Annotated in this window: 18 protein-coding genes and 2 pseudogenes; 6 read left to right on the top strand and 14 right to left on the bottom strand. The window is 61.9% G+C overall.

Annotated features, from left to right (window positions below):
* Positions 1–163 precede the first annotated feature (163 nt).
* From ACZ89F_RS26445 to ACZ89F_RS26455, 3 genes are all read left to right on the top strand, one after another.
* Positions 164–1,348, top strand: a complete 1,185-nt coding sequence (locus ACZ89F_RS26445) for a pyridoxal phosphate-dependent aminotransferase (RefSeq protein WP_476097399.1) — start codon at positions 164–166, stop codon at positions 1,346–1,348.
* Positions 1,323–2,195 (top strand): phosphonopyruvate hydrolase, encoded by an 873-nt coding sequence (locus ACZ89F_RS26450; RefSeq protein WP_476094979.1) that lies wholly within the window; start codon positions 1,323–1,325, stop codon positions 2,193–2,195. The genes ACZ89F_RS26445 and ACZ89F_RS26450 overlap by 26 nt, the downstream gene beginning before the upstream one ends.
* A gap of 289 nt (positions 2,196–2,484) precedes the next feature.
* Positions 2,485–2,733 (top strand): DUF6074 family protein, encoded by a 249-nt coding sequence (locus ACZ89F_RS26455; RefSeq protein ID WP_258120381.1) that lies wholly within the window; start codon positions 2,485–2,487, stop codon positions 2,731–2,733.
* Positions 2,734–3,915: 1,182 nt separating this feature from the next.
* Here the strand turns inward: ACZ89F_RS26455 and ACZ89F_RS26460 are convergent.
* On the bottom strand, positions 3,916–4,137 hold the full coding sequence (locus tag ACZ89F_RS26460; RefSeq protein WP_476094980.1) for a hypothetical protein: 222 nt from the start codon (positions 4,135–4,137) through the stop codon (positions 3,916–3,918).
* Positions 4,138–4,214: 77 nt separating this feature from the next.
* On the opposite strand from ACZ89F_RS26460, the gene ACZ89F_RS26465 reads away from it, so the two are divergent.
* Complete coding sequence (locus ACZ89F_RS26465) at positions 4,215–5,273, top strand: class I SAM-dependent methyltransferase (protein WP_476094981.1); 1,059 nt, start codon at positions 4,215–4,217, stop codon at positions 5,271–5,273.
* Positions 5,274–5,937: 664 nt separating this feature from the next.
* Here ACZ89F_RS26465 and ACZ89F_RS26470 read toward each other — a convergent pair.
* From ACZ89F_RS26470 to ACZ89F_RS26530, 13 genes are all read right to left on the bottom strand, one after another.
* The gene (locus ACZ89F_RS26470) at positions 5,938–7,356 is read right to left on the bottom strand and encodes an FAD/NAD(P)-binding protein (RefSeq protein ID WP_476094982.1); all 1,419 of its coding nucleotides are present in this window, start codon (positions 7,354–7,356) and stop codon (positions 5,938–5,940) included.
* Entirely contained in the window at positions 7,353–8,528 is a 1,176-nt protein-coding gene (gene ssuD, locus ACZ89F_RS26475; protein ID WP_476094983.1) for an FMNH2-dependent alkanesulfonate monooxygenase, read from the bottom strand. The genes ACZ89F_RS26470 and ssuD overlap by 4 nt, the downstream gene beginning before the upstream one ends.
* A 31-nt stretch (positions 8,529–8,559) precedes the next feature.
* On the bottom strand, positions 8,560–9,807 hold the full coding sequence (locus ACZ89F_RS26480) for an SfnB family sulfur acquisition oxidoreductase (protein WP_476094984.1): 1,248 nt from the start codon (positions 9,805–9,807) through the stop codon (positions 8,560–8,562).
* Complete coding sequence (locus tag ACZ89F_RS26485) at positions 9,804–10,595, bottom strand: ABC transporter ATP-binding protein (protein ID WP_476094985.1); 792 nt, start codon at positions 10,593–10,595, stop codon at positions 9,804–9,806. The genes ACZ89F_RS26480 and ACZ89F_RS26485 overlap by 4 nt, the downstream gene beginning before the upstream one ends.
* Positions 10,596–10,664: 69 nt before the next feature.
* Positions 10,665–11,996, bottom strand: a complete 1,332-nt coding sequence (locus tag ACZ89F_RS26490) for an ABC transporter substrate-binding protein (protein ID WP_476094986.1) — start codon at positions 11,994–11,996, stop codon at positions 10,665–10,667.
* A gap of 49 nt (positions 11,997–12,045) precedes the next feature.
* On the bottom strand, positions 12,046–13,083 hold the full coding sequence (locus ACZ89F_RS26495) for a branched-chain amino acid ABC transporter permease (protein WP_476094987.1): 1,038 nt from the start codon (positions 13,081–13,083) through the stop codon (positions 12,046–12,048).
* A 3-nt stretch (positions 13,084–13,086) separates the two neighbouring features.
* Positions 13,087–13,983 (bottom strand): branched-chain amino acid ABC transporter permease, encoded by an 897-nt coding sequence (locus ACZ89F_RS26500; RefSeq protein WP_476094988.1) that lies wholly within the window; start codon positions 13,981–13,983, stop codon positions 13,087–13,089.
* Positions 13,983–14,885: an ABC transporter ATP-binding protein gene (locus tag ACZ89F_RS26505; RefSeq protein ID WP_476094989.1), complete on the bottom strand. Its 903-nt coding sequence runs from the start codon at positions 14,883–14,885 to the stop codon at positions 13,983–13,985. Before ACZ89F_RS26505 ends, ACZ89F_RS26500 begins: the two co-directional genes overlap by 1 nt.
* A 55-nt stretch (positions 14,886–14,940) precedes the next feature.
* The gene (gene sfnG, locus ACZ89F_RS26510; RefSeq protein WP_476094990.1) at positions 14,941–16,041 is read right to left on the bottom strand and encodes a dimethylsulfone monooxygenase SfnG; all 1,101 of its coding nucleotides are present in this window, start codon (positions 16,039–16,041) and stop codon (positions 14,941–14,943) included.
* Positions 16,042–16,065: 24 nt separating this feature from the next.
* Positions 16,066–16,653, bottom strand: coding sequence for an FMN reductase (msuE, locus tag ACZ89F_RS26515; RefSeq protein WP_476094991.1), 588 nt, complete (start codon positions 16,651–16,653; stop codon positions 16,066–16,068).
* A 684-nt stretch (positions 16,654–17,337) separates the two neighbouring features.
* Entirely contained in the window at positions 17,338–17,601 is a 264-nt protein-coding gene (locus ACZ89F_RS26520) for a hypothetical protein (protein WP_476094992.1), read from the bottom strand.
* Positions 17,573–17,818, bottom strand: coding sequence for a hypothetical protein (locus ACZ89F_RS26525; RefSeq protein ID WP_476097400.1), 246 nt, complete (start codon positions 17,816–17,818; stop codon positions 17,573–17,575). The genes ACZ89F_RS26520 and ACZ89F_RS26525 overlap by 29 nt, the downstream gene beginning before the upstream one ends.
* A 59-nt stretch (positions 17,819–17,877) precedes the next feature.
* The gene (locus ACZ89F_RS26530; protein WP_476094993.1) at positions 17,878–18,558 is read right to left on the bottom strand and encodes a Crp/Fnr family transcriptional regulator; all 681 of its coding nucleotides are present in this window, start codon (positions 18,556–18,558) and stop codon (positions 17,878–17,880) included.
* Between the two features lie 185 nt (positions 18,559–18,743).
* Between ACZ89F_RS26530 and ACZ89F_RS26535 the strand changes: the two are divergent.
* Positions 18,744–18,918 (top strand): annotated as a pseudogene (locus tag ACZ89F_RS26535) (transposase domain-containing protein); the annotation flags it as partial.
* A gap of 15 nt (positions 18,919–18,933) precedes the next feature.
* Positions 18,934–19,511 (top strand): annotated as a pseudogene (locus ACZ89F_RS26540) (M20/M25/M40 family metallo-hydrolase); the annotation flags it as partial.
* Positions 19,512–19,544: the final 33 nt, after the last annotated feature.

Raw genomic sequence — 19,544 nt, forward strand, 5'->3', positions numbered from 1 at the left:
TGCATCGCAGAACGCGATCCTTTTGGTCGCTTTTCGCGATGCCAAAACTAGCGAGTTAAGGGCGCCCCATCTAGCTCTGGGCATAACTCCCTGCTTTGAGGAAAGTCCATTGCCCTTACTCGCCAACAGACTGCAGGCCGTCCGCCCCTCCCAGACAAAGGCCATGACTGCCAAGGCGAGTGCCTTGCGCGAACAAGGTGTCGATATCGTCACGCTGAGCCAGGGCGAACCGGACTTCGACACGCCAGAGGCCGTCCAGCAAGCCGGCATTGCCGCCATTCTCAATGGCAAGACGCGATATACCCCGGTTGCCGGCGTCAAGCCGCTGCGCGAGGCGATCCGGCAGAAGCTTCTCCGCGATAACGGGCTCGATTACGACATCGATCAGATCACCGTCGGCTGCGGCGCAAAGCAGGTGGTCTTCAATGCGCTTTTCGCTTGCCTCGACACCGGGGACGAGGTCATCATCCCCACGCCCTGCTGGGTTTCCTATCCCGACATGGTGCGGCTTGCCGGCGGCGAACCGGTGCTCGTTCCCTGCCCTGACCGGCTGGGTTTCAAGCTGAAGCCACAAGATCTCGCGGCAGCTATCACGCCGCGCACCAAATGGTTGATGCTGAACTCGCCGAACAATCCGACCGGCGCGGTCTACTCCAGGGCCGATCTGGCCGCCCTGGCCGAGGTCCTACGCCGACACAGCCATGTCCACGTCCTTTCGGACGATATCTATGAAAAGCTCGTCTATGACGTGCCCTTCGCGACGATGGCCGAGGCCGCGCCGGACCTCATTGAAAGGGTGCTGACGGTAAACGGCGTATCGAAGTCCAGCGCCATGACCGGCTGGCGCCTTGGTTACGGGGCTGGTCCGAAAGAGCTCATCAAGGCGATGAACACGATCGAGGGCCAGACCTCGTCGCATACAAGTTCCATCTCGCAATATGCCGCGATCGAGGCCATTGCCGGCAACCAGGATCACATCGCCGAGTTCGTGTCCGCCTTCCGAAAGCGTCGCGATCTCGTCGTGGAGCAAATCAATGAGGCCGAGGGCATGAGCTGCCGCGTGCCGGACGGCGCGTTCTATCTTTTCGTCTCCTGCGCCGGCGTCATTGGCAAGGTGACCGCCACGGGCAAGGTGATCGAGAGCGACATGGATTTCGCGATGTATCTGCTGGAGCAGTTCGGTGTCGCCGTGGTGCCCGGCAGCGGCTTCATGGCCTCACCCTATATTCGCGTTTCCTATGCCGCATCAGAAGACGAGTTGAAGCGCGCCTGCGGCCGCATTCTCGCCGCCTGCGCCGCCCTGTCCACAAGCGAGAAGACGTATGAGCAAAGCGAAGCAACTGCGTGACCGCATGGCCGAACGCGGCCTCGTCCGGATCATGGCCGCCCATAGCCCGCTTTCGGCCGTCCTGGCCGAGGAAGCCGGTTTCGACGGGATCTGGGCCTCAGGCTTCGAGCTCTCCGCCCTTTACGGTCTGCCGGACATGAGCCTCATCTCGATGACGCAGCACCTTGACATGCTGCGGGCGATCGCTGGCCGGTCGTCGCTGCCGATCGTCGCCGATATCGACACCGGCTACGGCAATGCGAACAATGTCATCCATGCCATCTCCGAATATGAACGCGCCGGCGCCTCGGCGGTTGTCATCGAGGACAAGACCTTCCCGAAGGTCACCAGCCTCGCCGCCGGCGGCCGCCAGGAACTACTTCGGGTCGAGGAGTTTCAGGGCAAGATCAAGGCGGCCATCAGCACCCGCACCGACCCTAACTTCCTCGTCATCGCCCGGACAGAAGCGCTGATCGCCGGTCTCGGCGAAGAGGAGGCCCTGAAGCGCGCAGCAGCATATGAAGCGGCCGGCGCCGACATGATCCTCATCCACTCGAAACAGAAGGCGCCTGACGAAGTTGAAAGCTTCGTGCGTGCCTGGAGCGGCAAGGCGCCAATCGTGATCGTGCCGACGGCGTATCCGGAGATGAACGAGGAACGTATCAAGGCGCTCGGCAGGATCGCGATCGTGATCTATGGCAACCACGCGATCCGCGCTTCGGTCACGGCGATGAAGGATGTCTTCGCGCGCATCCTCAAGGATCGCGGCATCCACAACGTCAACCTAGACATCGTTTCCGTCGAGGAGGTGTTCCGTCTGCAAAGGATGGATCAGGTCAAAGTCGACGAGGACCGCTTTCTGGAGTAACGGCCGACCGAACATTGTGTCTGACTCTGACCAGTGGATGAGCTGTCGCCATGACGAAGCGAGAAATTTGCCGGCTGCGGGAAGTCGTCCAAGTCGACATTGGCGCGACGAGGCCGCATGCCTCCCTTTCGCAACGTTCAGGTTGGTCCCTCAGACTGACAGCTCAACGCCGGATTGGGCAGTAGGGCGCCCCTTGTTCCACTGATGAGCACTTTGCACAATTGCTCTGTTAACTAAATCTTTTAACCCGCCAATGCTTATTTGCGAGGCTGAAGGCGTGAGGTGATCGATGGGTGAATCAAATATAATCGCGTTTCCGCTGCATCGTCGGCGGAAATTGGTCGAAGGTATCGCGCGGGTCCTGGAATCCAAGGACGGGGAGGACGCGAACGCGTTCTGGCGCAGCACCGTCAAGACAATTCTCGTCCAACTGTCCGAATCAGGAATTGGACCGGGGCTCGCCGAACAGGAAATTGGAATGCTTCTCCGTTCTGTCTTACGCGACATAGCCACCCGGTCTGCGAAACTGGCACGATAGCATCGGCTCGCGAGGAAGGCTTGCCGTGTGAGAACCCCGGGGCCAGGAAAGACCCTCGACCTAATCCTGTTGCCTGGCACGGCGGCCGCGAGCGCAGCAAGCCCACGAGTAACTTCGAACATTCGTGGCGATCGGCTCAACACGACGAGTCCGTGCTGTTCGGGCAACCTGCCTGCGACCAAGAGCGAAACGGAGGGAAAACGGCCATAATCGCCAGCATCGGGTCGATGCCGCTGAAAAAGTCGATTCTGTTTTCTTGATGTTTGCCAGGAGAACGGACGATCATGGCTGGTCGCTAATGCCCAATCGGCGAGCTCGGTTTCGTTTTCTGCTGCTCGGCAACAGGAACTCTTGAATCCAATCCAGCTTTCACCAACTCCATTTTTACGCGTCGCCCGCGCTATAGCCGCCGCGACGTATACAGCGCCCCTCTCAGAGTGGGTGTGAGCGCGGGATTCCGTACGAGATCCGATGTGTTGGCAGGGAGGCCTGAAATGCGCCGGGATTATCGGAACTGGGATGCTGTGATGCTTTGGTCGGGCATCGGATTCATTCTGATCCTATGGTCCACGCCGATCCTCAAGGCCCTAAGCGAGTGATTCAGAAAGACAGGGCGGCGCTTAGCACGCCCTCCGGTATCGAATGTGAATTGTCAGAAGCAGCCGAACTGCAAATCCGCATCCCGCCCTCGACACTGGTGACAACCAAAGTGCGAGAGCTTCCGCGAGTGACTTCGAGAGCCCAGTCGATGTCCCGAAAAGCGTGAAGAGGCTCCTAGTCGCCTCTGATCTTGACCCCAGTTTCTATCCCTTTGAGTTCGTTTCCGGCATTGGTGTGCCCTGCTGGGCGGGTGAAGCGACGGGCGCTGGCGCGGAGCCTTTCGCATAGCGCAGCGCGAGCGACCGTCGCGGACTGAAGGTGGTGGCGAACTCGGCCGGTGTCTGCCAGGCTCTATGGCAGGAAGGCCTCGCGGTCGGTTCGAGGCGCATCGTATCCTCCTCGAAGCAGCACGCGAAATTATCGTCACAAGCCTTAAGCGCTTCGCGTTCGACGCTGTCCAATTTCCGACAATGTCGGATACGGAGTCAGGTCCACCGGATTGCGATTAAATGGTTTTCGCATCTGGCACAGTACATGCACGTTGTCGGCGAACACGTGATCGACCAAGAAGATGTCACATGATCAGCTCATCATAAACGCCGCCACGGAAAAAATCACTTCGCCCCGAACTTTCTTATCGCCCATCTCGTCACCACAACCGGAGCCATCAATGTCTGAAGGGCTGCCCAGGATACCTGCTGCGACCGCGCTTGCCCTGGTGACGACTACTCCGGCTCCGCCCGTTACCGACGAGGGCAAATTGACGGATTTCCTGCTTGATGACGGCATAGAGGTGGTCGTCATCCCCGATCACCTTCGCCGATCGTCGCCCATATCGTGTGGTGGAAAGTCGGCAACATCGCGCCCACAAGGAGATTTCAATGTCTGAAGCGAGTCAGGAAAAGTTGGAGACATTCTTGGGGAAAATCATCGGCGATCTTGGTGCGATCGCTACGGGCGCCGGAGTCTTGCTGGGAGACAGACTCGGCCTGTTCAAGGCATTGCGCGAAGGCGGCAAGATGACGGCCGCCGAACTTTCGACACGCACCGGCACCCAGGAACGCCTTGTAAGGGAATGGCTTTCCGGGCAGGCGGCTGCGGGCTACGTCGACTACGATGAAGTCAGTGACGAGTTCTATCTCAACGCCGAGCAGGAACTGGTGTTCGCCGACGAAGACAGCCCGGCCTTCATGGCTGGCGCATTCGAGTTCCTATCCGCGCTGTGGCTCGATGAAGAAAAGGTCAGGCAGGCATTTCGGTCCGGTAAGGGCGTTGCATGGCACGATCATAGCGCGTGTCTGTTTCGCGGCACGGAACGGTTCTTCCGGCCAGGCTACAATGCCAATCTGATCGACTCCTGGCTGCCCGCTCTGGAGGGCGTGGTCGAGAAGCTCGAACGCGGCGCGGCGGTCGCGGATGTCGGATGCGGTCATGGCGCATCGACGGTGCTCATGGCACGTGCTTTCCCCAATTCGCGCTTCGTCGGCTTCGATTATCACGCCCCCTCGATCGAGCGCGCCCGCAAGGCCGCCGAGGAAGCCGGTGTCGGCGCCAACACGCGCTTCGAGGTCGCGGCCGCCAAGACCTATCCCGGCACCTATGACCTCGTCGCTTTTTTCGATTGCCTTCACGACATGGGCGACCCGGCGGGCGCCGCCACCCATGTCCACGGGTCGCTCAAGCCGGATGGCACGTGGATGATCGTCGAGCCGTTCGCGCATGATCATCTGGCGGCGAATCTCAATCCCGTCGGACGCGTCTACTATGCCGCGTCCACGTTCCTGTGCACACCTGCGTCCGTGTCACAGGAAGTCGGGCTCGGGCTTGGCGCCCAGGCCGGCGAGGCGAGGCTGCGCAAGGTTGTGACCGGCGGCGGCTTCAAGCGATTCCGCCGCGCCGCGGAGACGCCGTTCAACTTGGTGCTGGAGGCCCGCCCCTAGCGCGGGCGTCGCTAGAATGGAAATTGCAGCTCATCGCATTTGGTTAAGATCGCCGCCAAAATTCGGACGCACGCTTATCGGGTAAATTTTCAAGGCGTCACTCACCCCTGATATCAGATCGGGAGTTGGTAGACGTCGACAGCAGTGAAGGCACACGCAGCCAAGCTCGCCGCCTAAGGTACTCTCAAAGAATCCGATAACCGACGACACGCACCGGGCTTCCGGGGTTTACGCAGAGATCTCTGCCGAGCCGCCTTCTCTAAACCACTGACGTCGATGTCCGGCGGCAGATTCTTTCCCTCGCTGCGGCCACAAGGCGAGCAGCCTCGCTGTAGGCGTCTTCCCGCCCGTGCTTTTTCGACCCACTTACCTGAAGGTAGCCCTGCGGTGGGCTGATCGTCTCGGGTCGCCGTCATCATGGCGGCTGGCGTCAAAGCGGACGGCGGTGGGAAGTCTGGGCATGGAGATCGGCACGTCGGAGGTCGAGCGGATCTGGACGGAGTTCAGCTGACTCGACGCAGCCTTCAAACGTCCAGCTCGTCCTCTCCGGCGACAAACGCGAAAGCGCCAGGGGCGGCACGCGACCAGTGGCCCATCGGATGCGCTTCCACCTTCGTAATGCGTTCCATCAGTACCATCTGGATAGCCTCTCGTTCTTGCAGCTTCACGACGCCTTGCGGCGCAAAGCTGTTCGGTATCCCAACCATTGATGAATTTCGGCGGCGATGCGCTCGGCATGCGCGGTGACTTCGGGAATTCCCATCAGTTCGCCAACGCTGCCGCGCGCCAGCGGCCCGCTGACGAAGATGCTGCCAATCGGCCGCCCGGATGTGCCGACCGCACGGCCTTGCGGATCAGTCTCCAAGCCAAGTCCAATCGGGTCGAGCCGGGCCAATCCCATCCGCGCGAGCGCCGCAATCGCCGTGTTGGTCCGCAAGATATCGGCATGCGCCGGCCCGGTTGTCACGATCACACTGTCAAAAGCCTCGGCAATGAGACGCCGTTGGCCACGCAGTCGCTGCCTGACGCGAATGCGTCCGTCGATCTGATCGGCGCCGACTATCGATGCGGCGCGATAGGCAAGCCTGCCCCCGGCAACTTGGCGATCGAGCACGTCCATGATCTGTGGCGCAACACGGAAGCGATGCACATCCCACAGCGCGCGAAGATGGCGCACCACACGGCGCTGCTCAGCGAGCGGCAAAGCCTGCCAGATGACCTGTCCCTGCCGCCGGACGGCGTCGAGGACGGGATGCCAGTCTTCGCCCGCCCGAGCGGCTGTAGCAATCGCGGTGCGGATGCGCCTGAGCAGCACTGTGGCGCTGCGTGAAGGTAGGCTGGTAAAGTCGCCGGCCGGACCGACTGCTTTCAAAGCATGTCCACGCGATCTGTAACCATGGCGCGAAAGTGCCGTGATGCGGCCGCGATGGCCCTTGCGGTGAAGCGTCGCGATCACGTCCGCCGATGTCAGTCCGGTGCCGACGATGAGAACATTGTCATTGCGGCCGACCGCTTCCAGCCTCTCCAGATCATAGGGATTGGCCACCAGCCCGGCCTTGCCAGCCACGGACTGCAGGGCCAACGGCAAGGCCGGGGGCGGATGCGTCGTCGCAATGACCAGAGCGTCCGCCACAAGCGCTGCGCCGTCAGCAAGGATCAGCCGGTAGCGCTCACCACTGCGTTCGACCGAAGCAACGGCCGATCTGACATGCCGGATCGTTTTGCTTTGGAGAAAGCGCTGGAGGTGGTCTTCCACGTAACGGCCGAAAACGCGACGCTGCGGGTAGATCGCGCCGTTGGCGGCAACAGCCTCGGCATCGTCCGCGATGGCGCTGGTTTGCTGCAACCAGTCGGCGAAGTGGCAGTCCTGGCCAGAGATCAGCGTCATCCGCGATGCCGGCACATTGGTGCGGTGTGAAGGATCACCGGTCGAATAGGCCAGACCATAGCCGAGCCCTTCGCGCGGTTCGATGACCACGATCTCGGATGCGCCCGCCGGCAGCAGCCGCGCCAGGTGAAACGCAGTCGCCGCGCCGGAGAATCCGCCGCCGACAATCGCTACGATCGGTTCGCCGGCGCTCAAGACTGGCTCGCGCGCAGCGCCGAGGGCCGATGATCGCCGGCCACTGTTTCACCGAAGGGCCCCATATTGACAGCCGTGGGGCGCGTCGAGATTTCGTGATCAAGTGGCAACAGCGGCAACACCAGTTCGCCGAAGCGATAAGCCTCCTCCAGATGCGGATAACCGGAGAGGATGAAGGTATCGATTCCGATACGCCGGTATTCGTCGATCCGCTCCGCAACAGTCGCCGCCTCACCGACCAATGCTGTGCCGGCGCCGCCGCGAACCAGGCCGACGCCGGCCCACAGGTTCGGACTGATTTCCAGCTTGTCGCGACGACCGCCATGCAGGCGACTCATTCGCGACTGGCCGACGGAATCCATACGCGCGAAAACCTTCTGCGCCTCGGCGATCGTCCTATCGTCGAGGCGGCTGATCAGCCGGTCGGCATCGGCCCAGGCCTCGTCATTGGTTTCGCGGACGATGACATGCAGCCGGATGCCGAAGCTCACCTGTCGCCCGGCTTTCTCGGCAAGGCCGCTCACATGGTCAACCTTGGCGGCGACGTCGGCCGGCGGTTCGCCCCAGGTCAAGTATTTGTCGATCTGCTCGGCGGCGACCGCGTTGGCCGCCTCTGACGAGCCGCCGAAATAGAGCGGCGGATGTGGCGTCTGCACGGGCGGAAACAGCAGCCGGCCGTCCTCGATGCGGAAATGCTTACCTTCGAAAGCGACGGTTTCGCCGCGCAGCACGGCCTTGTAGATGTCCAGGAATTCCCGCGTCACCTCATAGCGCTCGTCATGGCTGAGAAAGATGCCGTCGCCCTTGTTCTCGACCGGATCGCCGCCAGTGACCACATTGATCAGCAGTCGTCCGCCGGAAATGCGGTCGAGCGTCGAGGTCATGCGGGCGGCGAGCGTCGGCGATTGCAGGCCTGGCCGGACGGCGACAAGAAAGCGAAGCCGCTGGGTCAGCGGCGCCAGAGCCGACGCCACGACCCAGCTGTCCTCGCAACTGCGTCCGGTCGGCAGCAGCGCGCCATAGTAGCCGATGGCATCGGCAGCTTTGGCGACCTGGGCGAGGTAGGGCAAGTCGACCGGCCTGCCCCCCTCGGAGGTGCCGAGATAGCGACTGTCGCCATGGGTCGGAAGAAACCACAGGACCTTGATCCTGTCGGGAGTGGCAATGCTCATGAACAGTCCTCTTTGACCTGGCGCGCCTTGCTCAGCTCCAGGCATGGAACGGCGGGTTGACGTCGTTCAGGTAGTAATTGCCGAGGATCGCGTATTTCCAGCGCACCGGATCGTGCAGCGTGTGGGTGCGGGCGTTGCGCCAGTGCCGGTCGAGATTGTGCTCGGCCAGCGTCGAGCGTGTGCCGGCGAGCTCGAACAGCTTGTTCGTGGCATTGATGGCGATCTCGGTGGTGAGGATCTTGGATTCCGCCACAGCGATCTGCGCTTCAGCGACGGTCTTCTCGTCCGGGTCGGCGACGGCGCGATCGACCGCAAGCCCGGCCTTTCCCAGAACCGCCTCTGCCGCATTGGCGCGCAGACGAAGGTCGCCGATCGCCTGGATCGTATAAGGATCCTGCCAGGCATGATCGACGCCGCTGTCTATCCAGGCGCGCGACTTGGTGCGCACGAAATCGACCGTTTCGTCGATCGCCGCCTTGGCGATGCCGAGATCGACCGCGGCCTGGATGATCTGGAAGATGGCTCCGTCGGCCGTCGGCCGGTCGTAGCCCTTATAGCCGGGAACCAGATGCGTCTTCGGCACCTTCACATTGTCGAGCAAGACCGTGCCGGACAACGTCGTCTTCTGGCCGAAGCTCGACCAGTCGTCGATGACCGTCAGTCCGGGCGCGCCGCGATCGGCGATGGCATACCAGGCGCGGCCCTCGTCATCGAGCGCCACGATCGGGACGAGATGCGCGAGTAGCGCGCCGCTCGAATAGAATTTCTGGCCGTTGACGACGACATGGTCACCGGCGTGGACGAACTTGGTTTCGAAGTCGGCCGCCCGCTTGGAGCCGAATTCGGAGAACGCGTTGCCGAAGCGCGTGCCGGACAACACCTCGGCGAAAAGCAGCTTCTTCTGGGCCTCGTCAGAGACGGTGCGGATGGCGGCGACAACGCCGAGATGGTTCTGCGGAATCTGGCCCAGCGACGGATCGGCCGCCGAGATGATGGTGATCACTTTCGACAGCGTCACATAGGAGAGCTCCGGCCCGCCATAGGCTTTCGGCACGTTGATCGACCACAGGCCGCTCTGCGAAAACGCATCGAGCTCTTCCGTCGGCCAGATGCGTTCACGGTCCCGCTTGGAGGCATCCTTGGCGAATTCCGCGGCCAGTTTTTCGGCGACAGCGATCGCCTCGGCGTCGGTCCTGATAACATGCGCCTTGGCTGACGGACGCTCGACCGGTGGCACGGCGCTGCGGATATCGGACGGCTGCTTTGATTGGATGGTCATGCTGCGGTCTCCTTGGGGAAATGGTCGGATGGAAGCGGCGAGCCGCCGAGATAGTAGGTCTTGATATCGGCGCGCTGGCGCAGGTCGGCAGCCGATCCTTCGAGGACGCTGACGCCGTTCTCGAGCACGGTGGCGCGGTCGGCGTATTTCAGCGCAACCGCCGAATTCTGTTCGGCAACCAGGATCGAAAGGCCTTCGTCGCGGTTTAGCCGTTTCAGGGCGCTGAAGATCTCGTCGACGATCAGCGGCGCGAGCCCCATCGACGGCTCGTCCAGAACAAAGAGCTTCGGCCGCGACATCAGGCCCCGGCCGATTGCCGTCATCTGCTGCTCGCCCCCGGAAGTGAGGCCGGACCGGGTTCGCCGCTTTTCGGCGAGCCTTGGGAAAAGTGAATAGACACGATCGAGGTCGGCCTTGACGCCGGTGCGAGAGGACGAGCGTCCGAGCGCGCCGGTGTAGAGGTTCTCTTCGACCGTCAGCGAACGGAAGCAATGCCGGCCCTCGAGGACCTGGACGAGGCCGCTGCGGACGAGCTGTGAGGGGCTTGCCCTTGAAACATCCTCGCCATCGAAGGTGATCCGACCGGCGGTAACGGCGCCGCGCTCGGCCGGGAGGAGATTGGATACGGCGCGCAACAGCGTGGTCTTGCCGGCGCCGTTGGAGCCGAGCAAGGCGATGATCTCGCCTTTGCCGACCGACAGGTCGACGCCGTGCAGGGCCGCGATGGCGCCGTTGTAGACGGCTTCCACGCTGCTAACTGACAGGATCGGGTTTTCCGGGCTGGACATCGATGACTCCGCTGGGAGGCTGGATGGCGCGGCCGGCCAGTTTGTCGGCCGCGCCATGCAAACTCAAACTCAGTTGCTGACCACCGCTTCGGCGTCTTCGGCCGTGCGGATCTTGATGCCCTTTTCCTTGGCGTAGGCCTCGGACGACTTCTCGATGATCGGGCGCAGCAGCTTCCAGTCGGGCGCGATCCAGTCGGACACGACGTTCCACTTCTTGCCGTCCCACTGCTGGAAGGTCACGTAGCCGTCACCCTCGTGATTGTCCCAGGAGACATTGATCGAGTGGAACAGATCCTTGGCGCCGAGCGTCTCGACGCGCGCCGGATCGAGCTTGAGATGCTCGAAGCCCCAGCGCACTTCGTCGCCGGTCAACGTGCGGTTGCCGAACTTGGCCTGTGCGATGCGGACCGCCTCGACATTGAGGATGCCATTGACGATGCCGAGATTGTGGTAGACCGAGCCGATGCGGCTCTTGTCCTCGAGATTGCCTTTGCCGTCGCCGTAGACCGTTTTCACGATCTCCTGGACCACCGGATACTGCTCACCCGAGGCCTGGGTGGTGATGGCCGTATAGCCCTTGGCGGCATCGCCCGCAGGGATGACGTCCTCTTCCGAATTCGACCAGACATTGCCGACAATGTGATCGGCCGGGAAACCGGTCTTCTGCGCGGTCTTAAGCGCAACCGGATTCATCACGCCCCAACCGCGCAGCACGACATAGTCGGGACGCTCGCGACGGATCGTCAGCCATTGTGCCTGCTGCTCGTTGCCCGGATGCGGAACCTCGATCTGCGACAGTTCGAAGCCGTATTTCTGTGCCAAAAGCTCGTAGATCGGGATCGTCTCCTTGCCGTAGGGCGAGCCGTGATAGAGCACCACGATCTTCTTGCCCTTGAGCTTGTCCAGGCTGCCTTCCTTGGAGGCGATGTAGTTCACGATTCCGGAAGTCTCGCTGTAGGGATTGAGCAGCAGCGGGAAGACGTAAGGGAATACGCGCCCGTCCGTGGTGTCGGTGCGGCCGTGGTTGATGGTGATCAGCGGCACCTTGTCGTCAGTGATGCGGTCGATCATGGCGTAGGCGATGCCGACCGAAAGCGGGTTCCAGGCGGCAATATCCGGATTGCTCTTCAGCCGTTCGTAGACCTCGACGCCCTTCTCGACCTCATACTGGGTCTCGCCTTCGCTCCAGGTCAGCTTGACGCCGTTGACGCCACCGTCGCGGATGTTGATCAGGTTGAGGTAGTCGATGAAGCCGCCGAAGAAGCCGGTGCCGCCGGCGGCATAGGGGCCGACGCGATAGCTCTGCAGGGGGAAATACTGTTCGTCGGCGTGGACAGCCGTCGCGCCGAGCACGAAGGCCGTGGCGATCGCCGCTTTCTTGAGATGACTGAAGAAGGTCATGAGTTGCGACTCCTGAGGTGTGGGTCCGTGAGAGGATGTCGAGCGGCGCTCAGCTGGACCTTGAGCCGATCCGTCGTTTCAGGCGGTCGAAGAGGGCCGACAGCCCGCTCGGTTCCGCGATGAGGAAGATGATGATGAGGGCGCCGAGCACGATGCGCTGGCTCATGTCGAGCACGCCCGAATCGAACAGGCCGCCAAACGCGAAGGCGCCGATGCGGGACAGAAGAAGCGGGAAGACGACGATGAAGGCCGCGCCCAGAAACGCACCGCGCATCGAAGCCAGCCCGCCGATGATGATGATGAACAGTATCTGGAAGGAGCGGTCGAGGTTGAAGCCGGCCGGCTCTACGGTGCGGAGATAGGTGAAGGCCCACAGCACACCGGCGACGCCGATAATGAAGGACGAGATGGCGAAGGCCAGCAGCTTGGTTCGCAGCACCGGCACGCCGATGACGCGCGCCGCCGTTTCATTATCGCGCACGGCAATGAAGTTGCGGCCGGTGGCGCTGTTGACCAGCCGCCAGACGAGAGCGGTGAGCACGATGACCGTGGTGACCGAAAGCAGGTAGCGGCCGGTCGCGCCATCGAGCGAAAATCCCGCGATGGTAAGGCGCGGCGCGGAAATAACCCCGGACGGATTGTAGTTGGAGAACCAGCCGAACTTGGTCAACGCCCATTGCACGAAGAACTGGGCGGCGAGCGTCGACACGGCGAGATAGAAGCCGCGCAGCCTGAGACTGGGCAGGCCGAACACGACGCCGATGCCGGCGGCCGAAATCCCGGCCAGGATCATGGTCGCCGCTAGCGGCAGCCCGTCGACCCGCAGGTTGAAATTGTAGGCGGCAAAAGCACCGACCGCCATGAAGGCGGAAGAGCCGAGCGAAAGCTGGCCGCAATAGCCGGTCAGCAGGTTAAGGCCGACCGCCGCCAGGCTGAGCGCCAGAAACGGCAGCAGGATTGCCTCGACGAGATAGCTCGACGCGTAGGCGGGGATCAGGCCATAGGCGACGACGACCAGCACGGCCGGCAGAGCTAATCTCTGCCAGTCGATTGGAACCCTTGCGGCATCGAGCGCTTGCACGGCCATCGGTCAGACCCTTTCGACGGTTTTCTGGCCAAACAGGCCGGATGGGCGCACCAGCAGGACCACCAACGCCAGCGCATAGGCGAACCAGCCTTCGATGCCGCCGCCAACGAAGGGGCCGAGATAGACCTCAGCGAGCTTTTCGCTGGCGCCGATGATGAGGCCGCCGACGATGGCGCCGAGGATGGAATCGAAGCCGCCAAGCACCAGCACCGGCAGCGCCTTCAAAACGATCAGCGACAAAGAGAACTGGACACCGAGACGCGCGCCCCACAGCAGTCCCGCGACCAGCGCCACGAACCCCGCGGCCGTCCACACCGTTCCCCATATCCGGGGCAGCCGCAGCCCGACGGCGAGCGCCGCGAACTGGTCGTCGGCGACGGCGCGAAACGCCAGCCCGATCCGGGTCCAATAGAAAAATGCGCTCAAGCCCGCCACCATCGCCGCGGCAATGCCTGCGGCGAGAAGGTCAAACGACGAGATCAGGATGCCGCCAACCTCAAAGGGCGTGTCGTCTATGCCGAGATCGAGCCCGTGCACCTGGGTGCCCCACATCAGTTGGGCAGCGCCCTCGATGATGTAGGACAGGCCGAGTGTGGCCATGAACAGGGTCATCGGCGAGCGATTGACCAGCGGCCTGAGCACAGTCCGCTCGATGGTGAAGCCCAGCGCGACCATGACCCCGAAGGTGATGAGCAGCGAAAGCGCGAAGGGGATGCCGCGTTCGATGAGGCTGGCAAAGGTGAGCGCTGCGAACAGTACCATCGACCCCTGCGCGAAGTTCAGCACGCTCGACGTCTTGTAGATCAGCACGAAACCTATGGCGACAAGCGAATACATGACGCCAGAGAGCAGGCCGCCGACCAGCACTTCGATGACGAAGAGGAAATCATAGTAGCTCATCAGATGTCCTCGCCATTCCCGCCCTCGGCGGTGCCGATATAGGCCCGGATCACTGCCGGATCGGCCCTGACCTCGGCTGGCGTCCCGTCTGCGATCTTGCGGCCGTAGTCGATCACGGCGACCCGGTCGGAGAGCCCCATGACCACCCCGATATCGTGCTCGATCAGGATGATGGTGACGCCGTGACGGTCGCGCGCGGCGCGCACAAACCCGGCCATCTCGGCTTTCTCGGTCGCCGTCATGCCGGCCATCGGCTCGTCGAGCAGCAGGATCTTCGGCTCGGCGACCAGCGCGCGGGCCAGTTCGACCCGCTTCTGCAGGCCGTAGGGCAAGGTGGCGACCAAGCGGTCAGCGACGGCCTCGAGGTGCAGGAAGGCAATTGTCTGGTCGACCTTTTCGGCGATTCCCGCGTCTTCACGCCGGGCGCGTGGCAGACTGGCAATATGTTCGACAAAACTGGCGCGCCTGGTGTAGACGCGGCCGGACGCGATGTTGTCGCGCACGGAGAGACCGCCGAACAGCGCCAGGTTCTGGAAGGTTCGCGCAACGCCCAGTCGTGCCAGACGACTCGCCGGCACCTGGGAGAAGGACTGTCCGTTGATCGCGATCGTGCCGTGGTCGGCGTGATAGAGGCCGCTGATGATGTTGATCAGCGAGGACTTGCCGGCGCCGTTGGGGCCGATCACGGCACGGATTTCGCCACTCTTAACCTCGAGGTCGACATCACTCAGCGCCGTGTGGCCGCCGAACGCAATGCCGATTCCACTCAACGCGAGAACCGCATCCGGCCGTAACGAGAGGCATGCTGGACGACTGTCGCCGACGGGGTTAGTCACCGCGAGGATGGCGGAAATTTCGGGCGCGCGCTCGTATGCGGCGGCTCCCAGCGAAGCACCAATCATGAAACGTCCCTGATTTGAAGGAGAGCTGGCAGCGGCCCGAGGGGCCGCGCCTGACCTATTCCGCGGCGACAAGTTCCCTGTCGCGAGCCTCTTCCAGTTCGCGCACCAGTGGAATGACGCGCTTGCCGAAGAACTCGACCTCTTCCTGGAAATGCAGGAAGCCGAGCAGGATCAGGTCGGCGCCGGCGTCCTTGAGCTTGAGGATGCGTTCAGCGATCTGTTCCGGCGTGCCGATGAGGTTGCTGCGGAAGCCGTCATTGTATTGCACGAGATCCTCGAAGGAGGATTTCGCCCAATTGCCTTCGCCTTCCGGCGAGGCCTTGCCGGCATTCTTGACCTGATCGGCAAAACCCTGGACTGCCTCGGGATTGGCCTTGGCGATGATCTCGTCGAGCACTGCGCGCGCCTCTGCCTCGGTCTCGCGAGCGATGGCGAAGGCATTGACGCCGATCTTGACGTTGTGGCCATTGGCTTTCGCTTTGGCGCGGATGTCGTCGACCTGCTTCCGGATCTCCTCCGGCGTGTTGCCGTTGGTGAAATACCAATCGGAGACACGAGATGCCATGTCGCGCGCGGCGCGCGACGAGCCGCCCTGGAATATCTCGGGCAAGGGCTCGATCGGCTTGGGCTTCATCGAATAGTTAGTGAAGCGGTAGAAATCGCCCTTCAGCGTGAAACTGTCCTCGGTCCAGATGCCACGCAGCGCTCGGATAAATTCCTCCGACCGGCGATAGCGCTCGTCATGGTCGAGCCAGAGTTCGCCAATGGCGGCGAACTCGCCACGGAACCAGCCGCTGACGACATTGACGGCGACGCGGCCATTGGTCAGGTGGTTGATGGTAGCGATCTGCTTGGCCGCCAGCGCAGGATTCCACGGGCCGGGCAGGATCGCCGCGATGACCTTCAGCGTTGTGGTGGCGGCAAGCAAGGCATGGCTGAACGACACCGATTCGTGCTGGTTGTCGGCGCCGTAGCCGGCGGTGAAGCGTATCTGGCTCAGCGCGTAGTCGAAGCCATTGGCCTCGGCTATCTGGGCGAGCTGGCGGTTGTAATCGATATCCCAGCCGGTCCGCTGCTCGATGTTGGAGATGACCAGTCCGCCCGAGACATTCGGAACCCAGTAGGCGAATTTGAGGCTGTCGGAATGCGAGGCCATGTCGTCGTTCCCTTTTTGATTGATTCAGCCGACGCGCGTGGCGACGGCATCGTTTGCATGACTGGAGTTAAGCAAAGAGACCGCTTCGGTAGCGGCCCTTGAAATGCGCTCGATGATGGCTGCACCGGCGATCTCGCCGTTGATGAAATCGTCGGGGGCGCCGTAGACGCCGGTCGGGACGGTGACGGCACCGAAAAAGCCGAACAATGGCCGGAGCTGATGTTCGAGCACCAGGCCATGGTATGGGCTGCCACCGGTCGCCGCGAGCAGCACGGTCTTGCCGGTCAGCGCACGATAATCAACGAGATCGAACAGGTGTTTGAGGGCGCCGGTGTAGGAAGCCCGATAGACAGGCGTTCCGACCACGAGCAGGTCGGCCTCCTCGACACGCTGGATGATCGCTTCTCCGGATGCACCGAGTGCGTCGCGGGATAGCCCGGCGAAAAGCGGGGGTGCTGCCTCCGTGATTTCAATCAGACCGGTGTCTGCAGGCACGCGCAACGCGACCGCCTTGACCAGCGCATTGACCATCGCCGTGGTGCGGGACGGCGTGCCTACACCGCCCGATATTCCGAGAACCGATAATCGTGCCAAGTCATCTATCTCCCACACTTTGCATGCGCCTTAGGCCAGCACCAAACCGAGTCAAACGATATTTTATGAATTCTATAGACATAAGGTACTTTGTTCTGATGTTCTCACGTCAATGGGAAAAACGGCCTGCTAGAAGCGGAACACTCACCGCGTTTGATCTAAAACGGGATTTACTTGGCAGGTGTCGTAGGCATCACTCGCAAATTCGATTTTGGCGAAAACAGCTCCGCCGATCTGTTGGCGAGCGACTTCATCCAGGGCCGGAAGAGGTCACCGCCCGCTGATCCGCCACACGGCTTTGAACGTAATGGCGATCCCCTGCCCGCCCCGATGCAAATGGTGGAAGCGACTTCTCGGCCGGCTTCAGCTAGAGCATCGCCGTGCCGCTGATCCGTGCACCGGCATGCCGAGCGGGTCGCCAAGTGCGATCGCCGCCGTTCGGACTCACGCGGGGATCGTCGTCGGCGATAGCCAAATCGCGAAGCGTCGCAAGATCCGGGAAGCCGGGCTTCCCCGAGCTCAATCACGGCGAAGTCCCTGGCCGGACAAGTTTATTCGAGCCGGGTATAAAACGCGAAAAGGCTTTTATAGGCAATCTCTTGGTGGGACAGCCAGAGCATCTACCGCTGGTGTATGTCAGGGGGTAGCAGCGGTGTATCTCTCAGTCAAACGTCATGAGTCGTTGCGACGATGGTGTGCCGTCTAGGGGTCCGCCGCGTCGAACTCAACGGCAAATCCCGCGTCGATGGCGCTTCTCGCAATGAGATCGCCAATTTGCCAATCCGTGAGTTCGCAAAGTGGAAACATCTTCCTCACGGCGCTGATCACTTCGACTATCGAGACGCTCGGATTGTCGACATGATCGATCAGGTAGCGGACAATCGCCTGCCGAACATCCAATGAATTCGGCTTCTGCAGCGGCGCGGACATTTCCGGCCTACGAATGGAGCCGTGGTTCTGGGCCATCGGCTGTTTTGGCGTCGAAAGCGACGGGCACGCCGTGCACCACGCATGCTGCCGCCAGCATCTCCTCCAACTCGTGGTTTGTGGACTTGCAAGCCGGCATGAGTGTTCGAATGGCGCGGATCGCCTGCGCGATCGAGAGATACCGAGCCTTGCCTCTGGAAAGGACATAGGCCTCCGCCGCCCCTTCAACCGTGACTGTGTGAAAAGTATTGCTCATCAACAGTTCCTCCCTGCCAACCAATACGACTTTCGGCCAACATGCGGCGGCCATCAAGCTTATGTCTGATATCGGACAATGGCGGCGGCTGGGCCGAAGTGACGTTGCTCCTCGTCGCCATAGGCGCCATGTGTGAGCTTTATCATTCCGGGACGGTCGACGATTGTGATCTCGCCGCGCCTGGCGTGAACCAGCCCGCGATATTCAAGCATTTGCAGGGCGGTGGTAACCCCGGGGCGCCGAGAGCCGAGCATGGTCGCCAGAAATTCATGCGTCAGGTGGATCTTGTTTCCCTCGGTTCGGTCGTGGACCATCAGCAACCAGCGGGCCAGCCGTTCCTCGATCTTGGAATGGCCATTGACCAGTGCCGTCCGCGACGACTGGACAAGGAAGGCGTGGGCATAGCGAAGCAGCGATGCGCGAAGCGACTGGCTCTTTGCCACCTCAGACCGAAGATTCTCAACCGGCAGACACCAGCCATTGCCTGCGACCTGGATGTAGGTCTCATTGGGAGAGCTGTCTTGGCCGAGAATGACGGCAACGCCTGTCATGCCATCACAGCCAATGATCCCGACCTCACTCTGCCGCCCTCCAGTCATGGTGGCGACCACCGAAGCGATACCCGCCTCTGGAAAATACACATGCTCGACCGGCTGATACGGCACCTCCAGCTGGGCTTTGAGGTCCAGTTGGACATGATACATCGACCTCCAGCTGGGCTTTGAGGTCCAGTTGGACATGATACATCGACGGCAGCAGCAGCGCGAAATCCTCTGGGGAGAGGGTTTTCAATACATGATTGCGAGGAAGGGACACGGCTCTCTCCCGGATGGGCAAGAGCACGTACCCTCTTACTGTCGGCTGCATCCGCAGCACTGGCGGCCGATATCGAAGCATAGGCTGCAAAGGCGAGATTGGCAAAACCTTCGCTGGCAGCGACGACGGCGTACGGACATGGCCACCATCGCCACGCTGCTGACCACCGCTATGACGGATCAGGTCGTTCGCATGCCTGGCTCACCCAGACCCTCGAGCGCATCGCCAATGGCTGGCCAAACAGAGATATCCAGGCCCTCATGCCTTGGGACTACCCGCGCTAAACGGCATCAGCTACCGGTATAGGAGGACATGCCGCTCCTCCGCATGCCAGCAACGAAGTGTTGATCGCCGCTTGCGCACTTGTGATGAACCTGCAGACGATCGTGAGCCGCCGCCTGAGCCCCGCGGATACGTCAGTGGTGTCAGTAACGGAACTCATCACCGATGGCATCCGCAACGCGCTCCCCGGCAGCCCGTATACTGGGGGATGCCCGTAGCTTCCGTCCTGAGGTCAGCGCGGAGATCGAAAAACAGATGCATGTCGTCGCAGAGGGCAGCGCCCTCGCCTCAGTCGACCTAAAGTACACACGAGAGTTCGTCCCGCTTCTAAATGATCCCGAGCTTGTCGATGAGGCATTCGCCGCAGCTCGCAGCTTCCTTCCGCGAGGGAATATCAGGGTTTGCGCAGGAGCCGATGACCGCAAGCGAGGACTTGGCGCATTTCCTCACCCATGCACCCGGGGTTTTCGTATTCTTCGGAAACGGCGGTTCCGCGCCCTTGCACAATCCACGCTATGATTTCCGCGACGATGGCCTCATTCACGGCGTGAACTTCCACACGGCAATAGCGCGCCGCCGGCTGCCTGCCGTTTGACCGCCCTCTCGGGAGCGGAAACCGTCAATGATA

Source organism: Mesorhizobium sp. USDA 3734 (genome assembly GCF_056279665.1).

Excerpts from the sequence above, each read along its gene's own strand:
- ACZ89F_RS26445 (WP_476097399.1), top strand. The coding sequence starts at position 164 with ATGACTGCCAAGGCGAGTGCCTTGCGCGAACAAGGTGTCGATATCGTC.
- ACZ89F_RS26450 (WP_476094979.1), top strand. The coding sequence starts at position 1,323 with ATGAGCAAAGCGAAGCAACTGCGTGACCGCATGGCCGAACGCGGCCTC.
- ACZ89F_RS26455 (WP_258120381.1), top strand. The coding sequence starts at position 2,485 with ATGGGTGAATCAAATATAATCGCGTTTCCGCTGCATCGTCGGCGGAAA.
- ACZ89F_RS26460 (WP_476094980.1), bottom strand. The coding sequence starts at position 4,137 with ATGACGACCACCTCTATGCCGTCATCAAGCAGGAAATCCGTCAATTTG.
- ACZ89F_RS26465 (WP_476094981.1), top strand. The coding sequence starts at position 4,215 with ATGTCTGAAGCGAGTCAGGAAAAGTTGGAGACATTCTTGGGGAAAATC.
- ssuD (WP_476094983.1), bottom strand. The coding sequence starts at position 8,528 with ATGAGCATTGCCACTCCCGACAGGATCAAGGTCCTGTGGTTTCTTCCG.
- ACZ89F_RS26480 (WP_476094984.1), bottom strand. The coding sequence starts at position 9,807 with ATGACCATCCAATCAAAGCAGCCGTCCGATATCCGCAGCGCCGTGCCA.
- ACZ89F_RS26485 (WP_476094985.1), bottom strand. The coding sequence starts at position 10,595 with ATGTCCAGCCCGGAAAACCCGATCCTGTCAGTTAGCAGCGTGGAAGCC.
- ACZ89F_RS26490 (WP_476094986.1), bottom strand. The coding sequence starts at position 11,996 with ATGACCTTCTTCAGTCATCTCAAGAAAGCGGCGATCGCCACGGCCTTC.
- ACZ89F_RS26495 (WP_476094987.1), bottom strand. The coding sequence starts at position 13,083 with ATGGCCGTGCAAGCGCTCGATGCCGCAAGGGTTCCAATCGACTGGCAG.
- ACZ89F_RS26500 (WP_476094988.1), bottom strand. The coding sequence starts at position 13,983 with ATGAGCTACTATGATTTCCTCTTCGTCATCGAAGTGCTGGTCGGCGGC.
- ACZ89F_RS26505 (WP_476094989.1), bottom strand. The coding sequence starts at position 14,885 with ATGATTGGTGCTTCGCTGGGAGCCGCCGCATACGAGCGCGCGCCCGAA.
- sfnG (WP_476094990.1), bottom strand. The coding sequence starts at position 16,041 with ATGGCCTCGCATTCCGACAGCCTCAAATTCGCCTACTGGGTTCCGAAT.
- ACZ89F_RS26520 (WP_476094992.1), bottom strand. The coding sequence starts at position 17,601 with ATGGCCCAGAACCACGGCTCCATTCGTAGGCCGGAAATGTCCGCGCCG.
- ACZ89F_RS26525 (WP_476097400.1), bottom strand. The coding sequence starts at position 17,818 with ATGAGCAATACTTTTCACACAGTCACGGTTGAAGGGGCGGCGGAGGCC.
- ACZ89F_RS26530 (WP_476094993.1), bottom strand. The coding sequence starts at position 18,558 with ATGTCCAACTGGACCTCAAAGCCCAGCTGGAGGTCGATGTATCATGTC.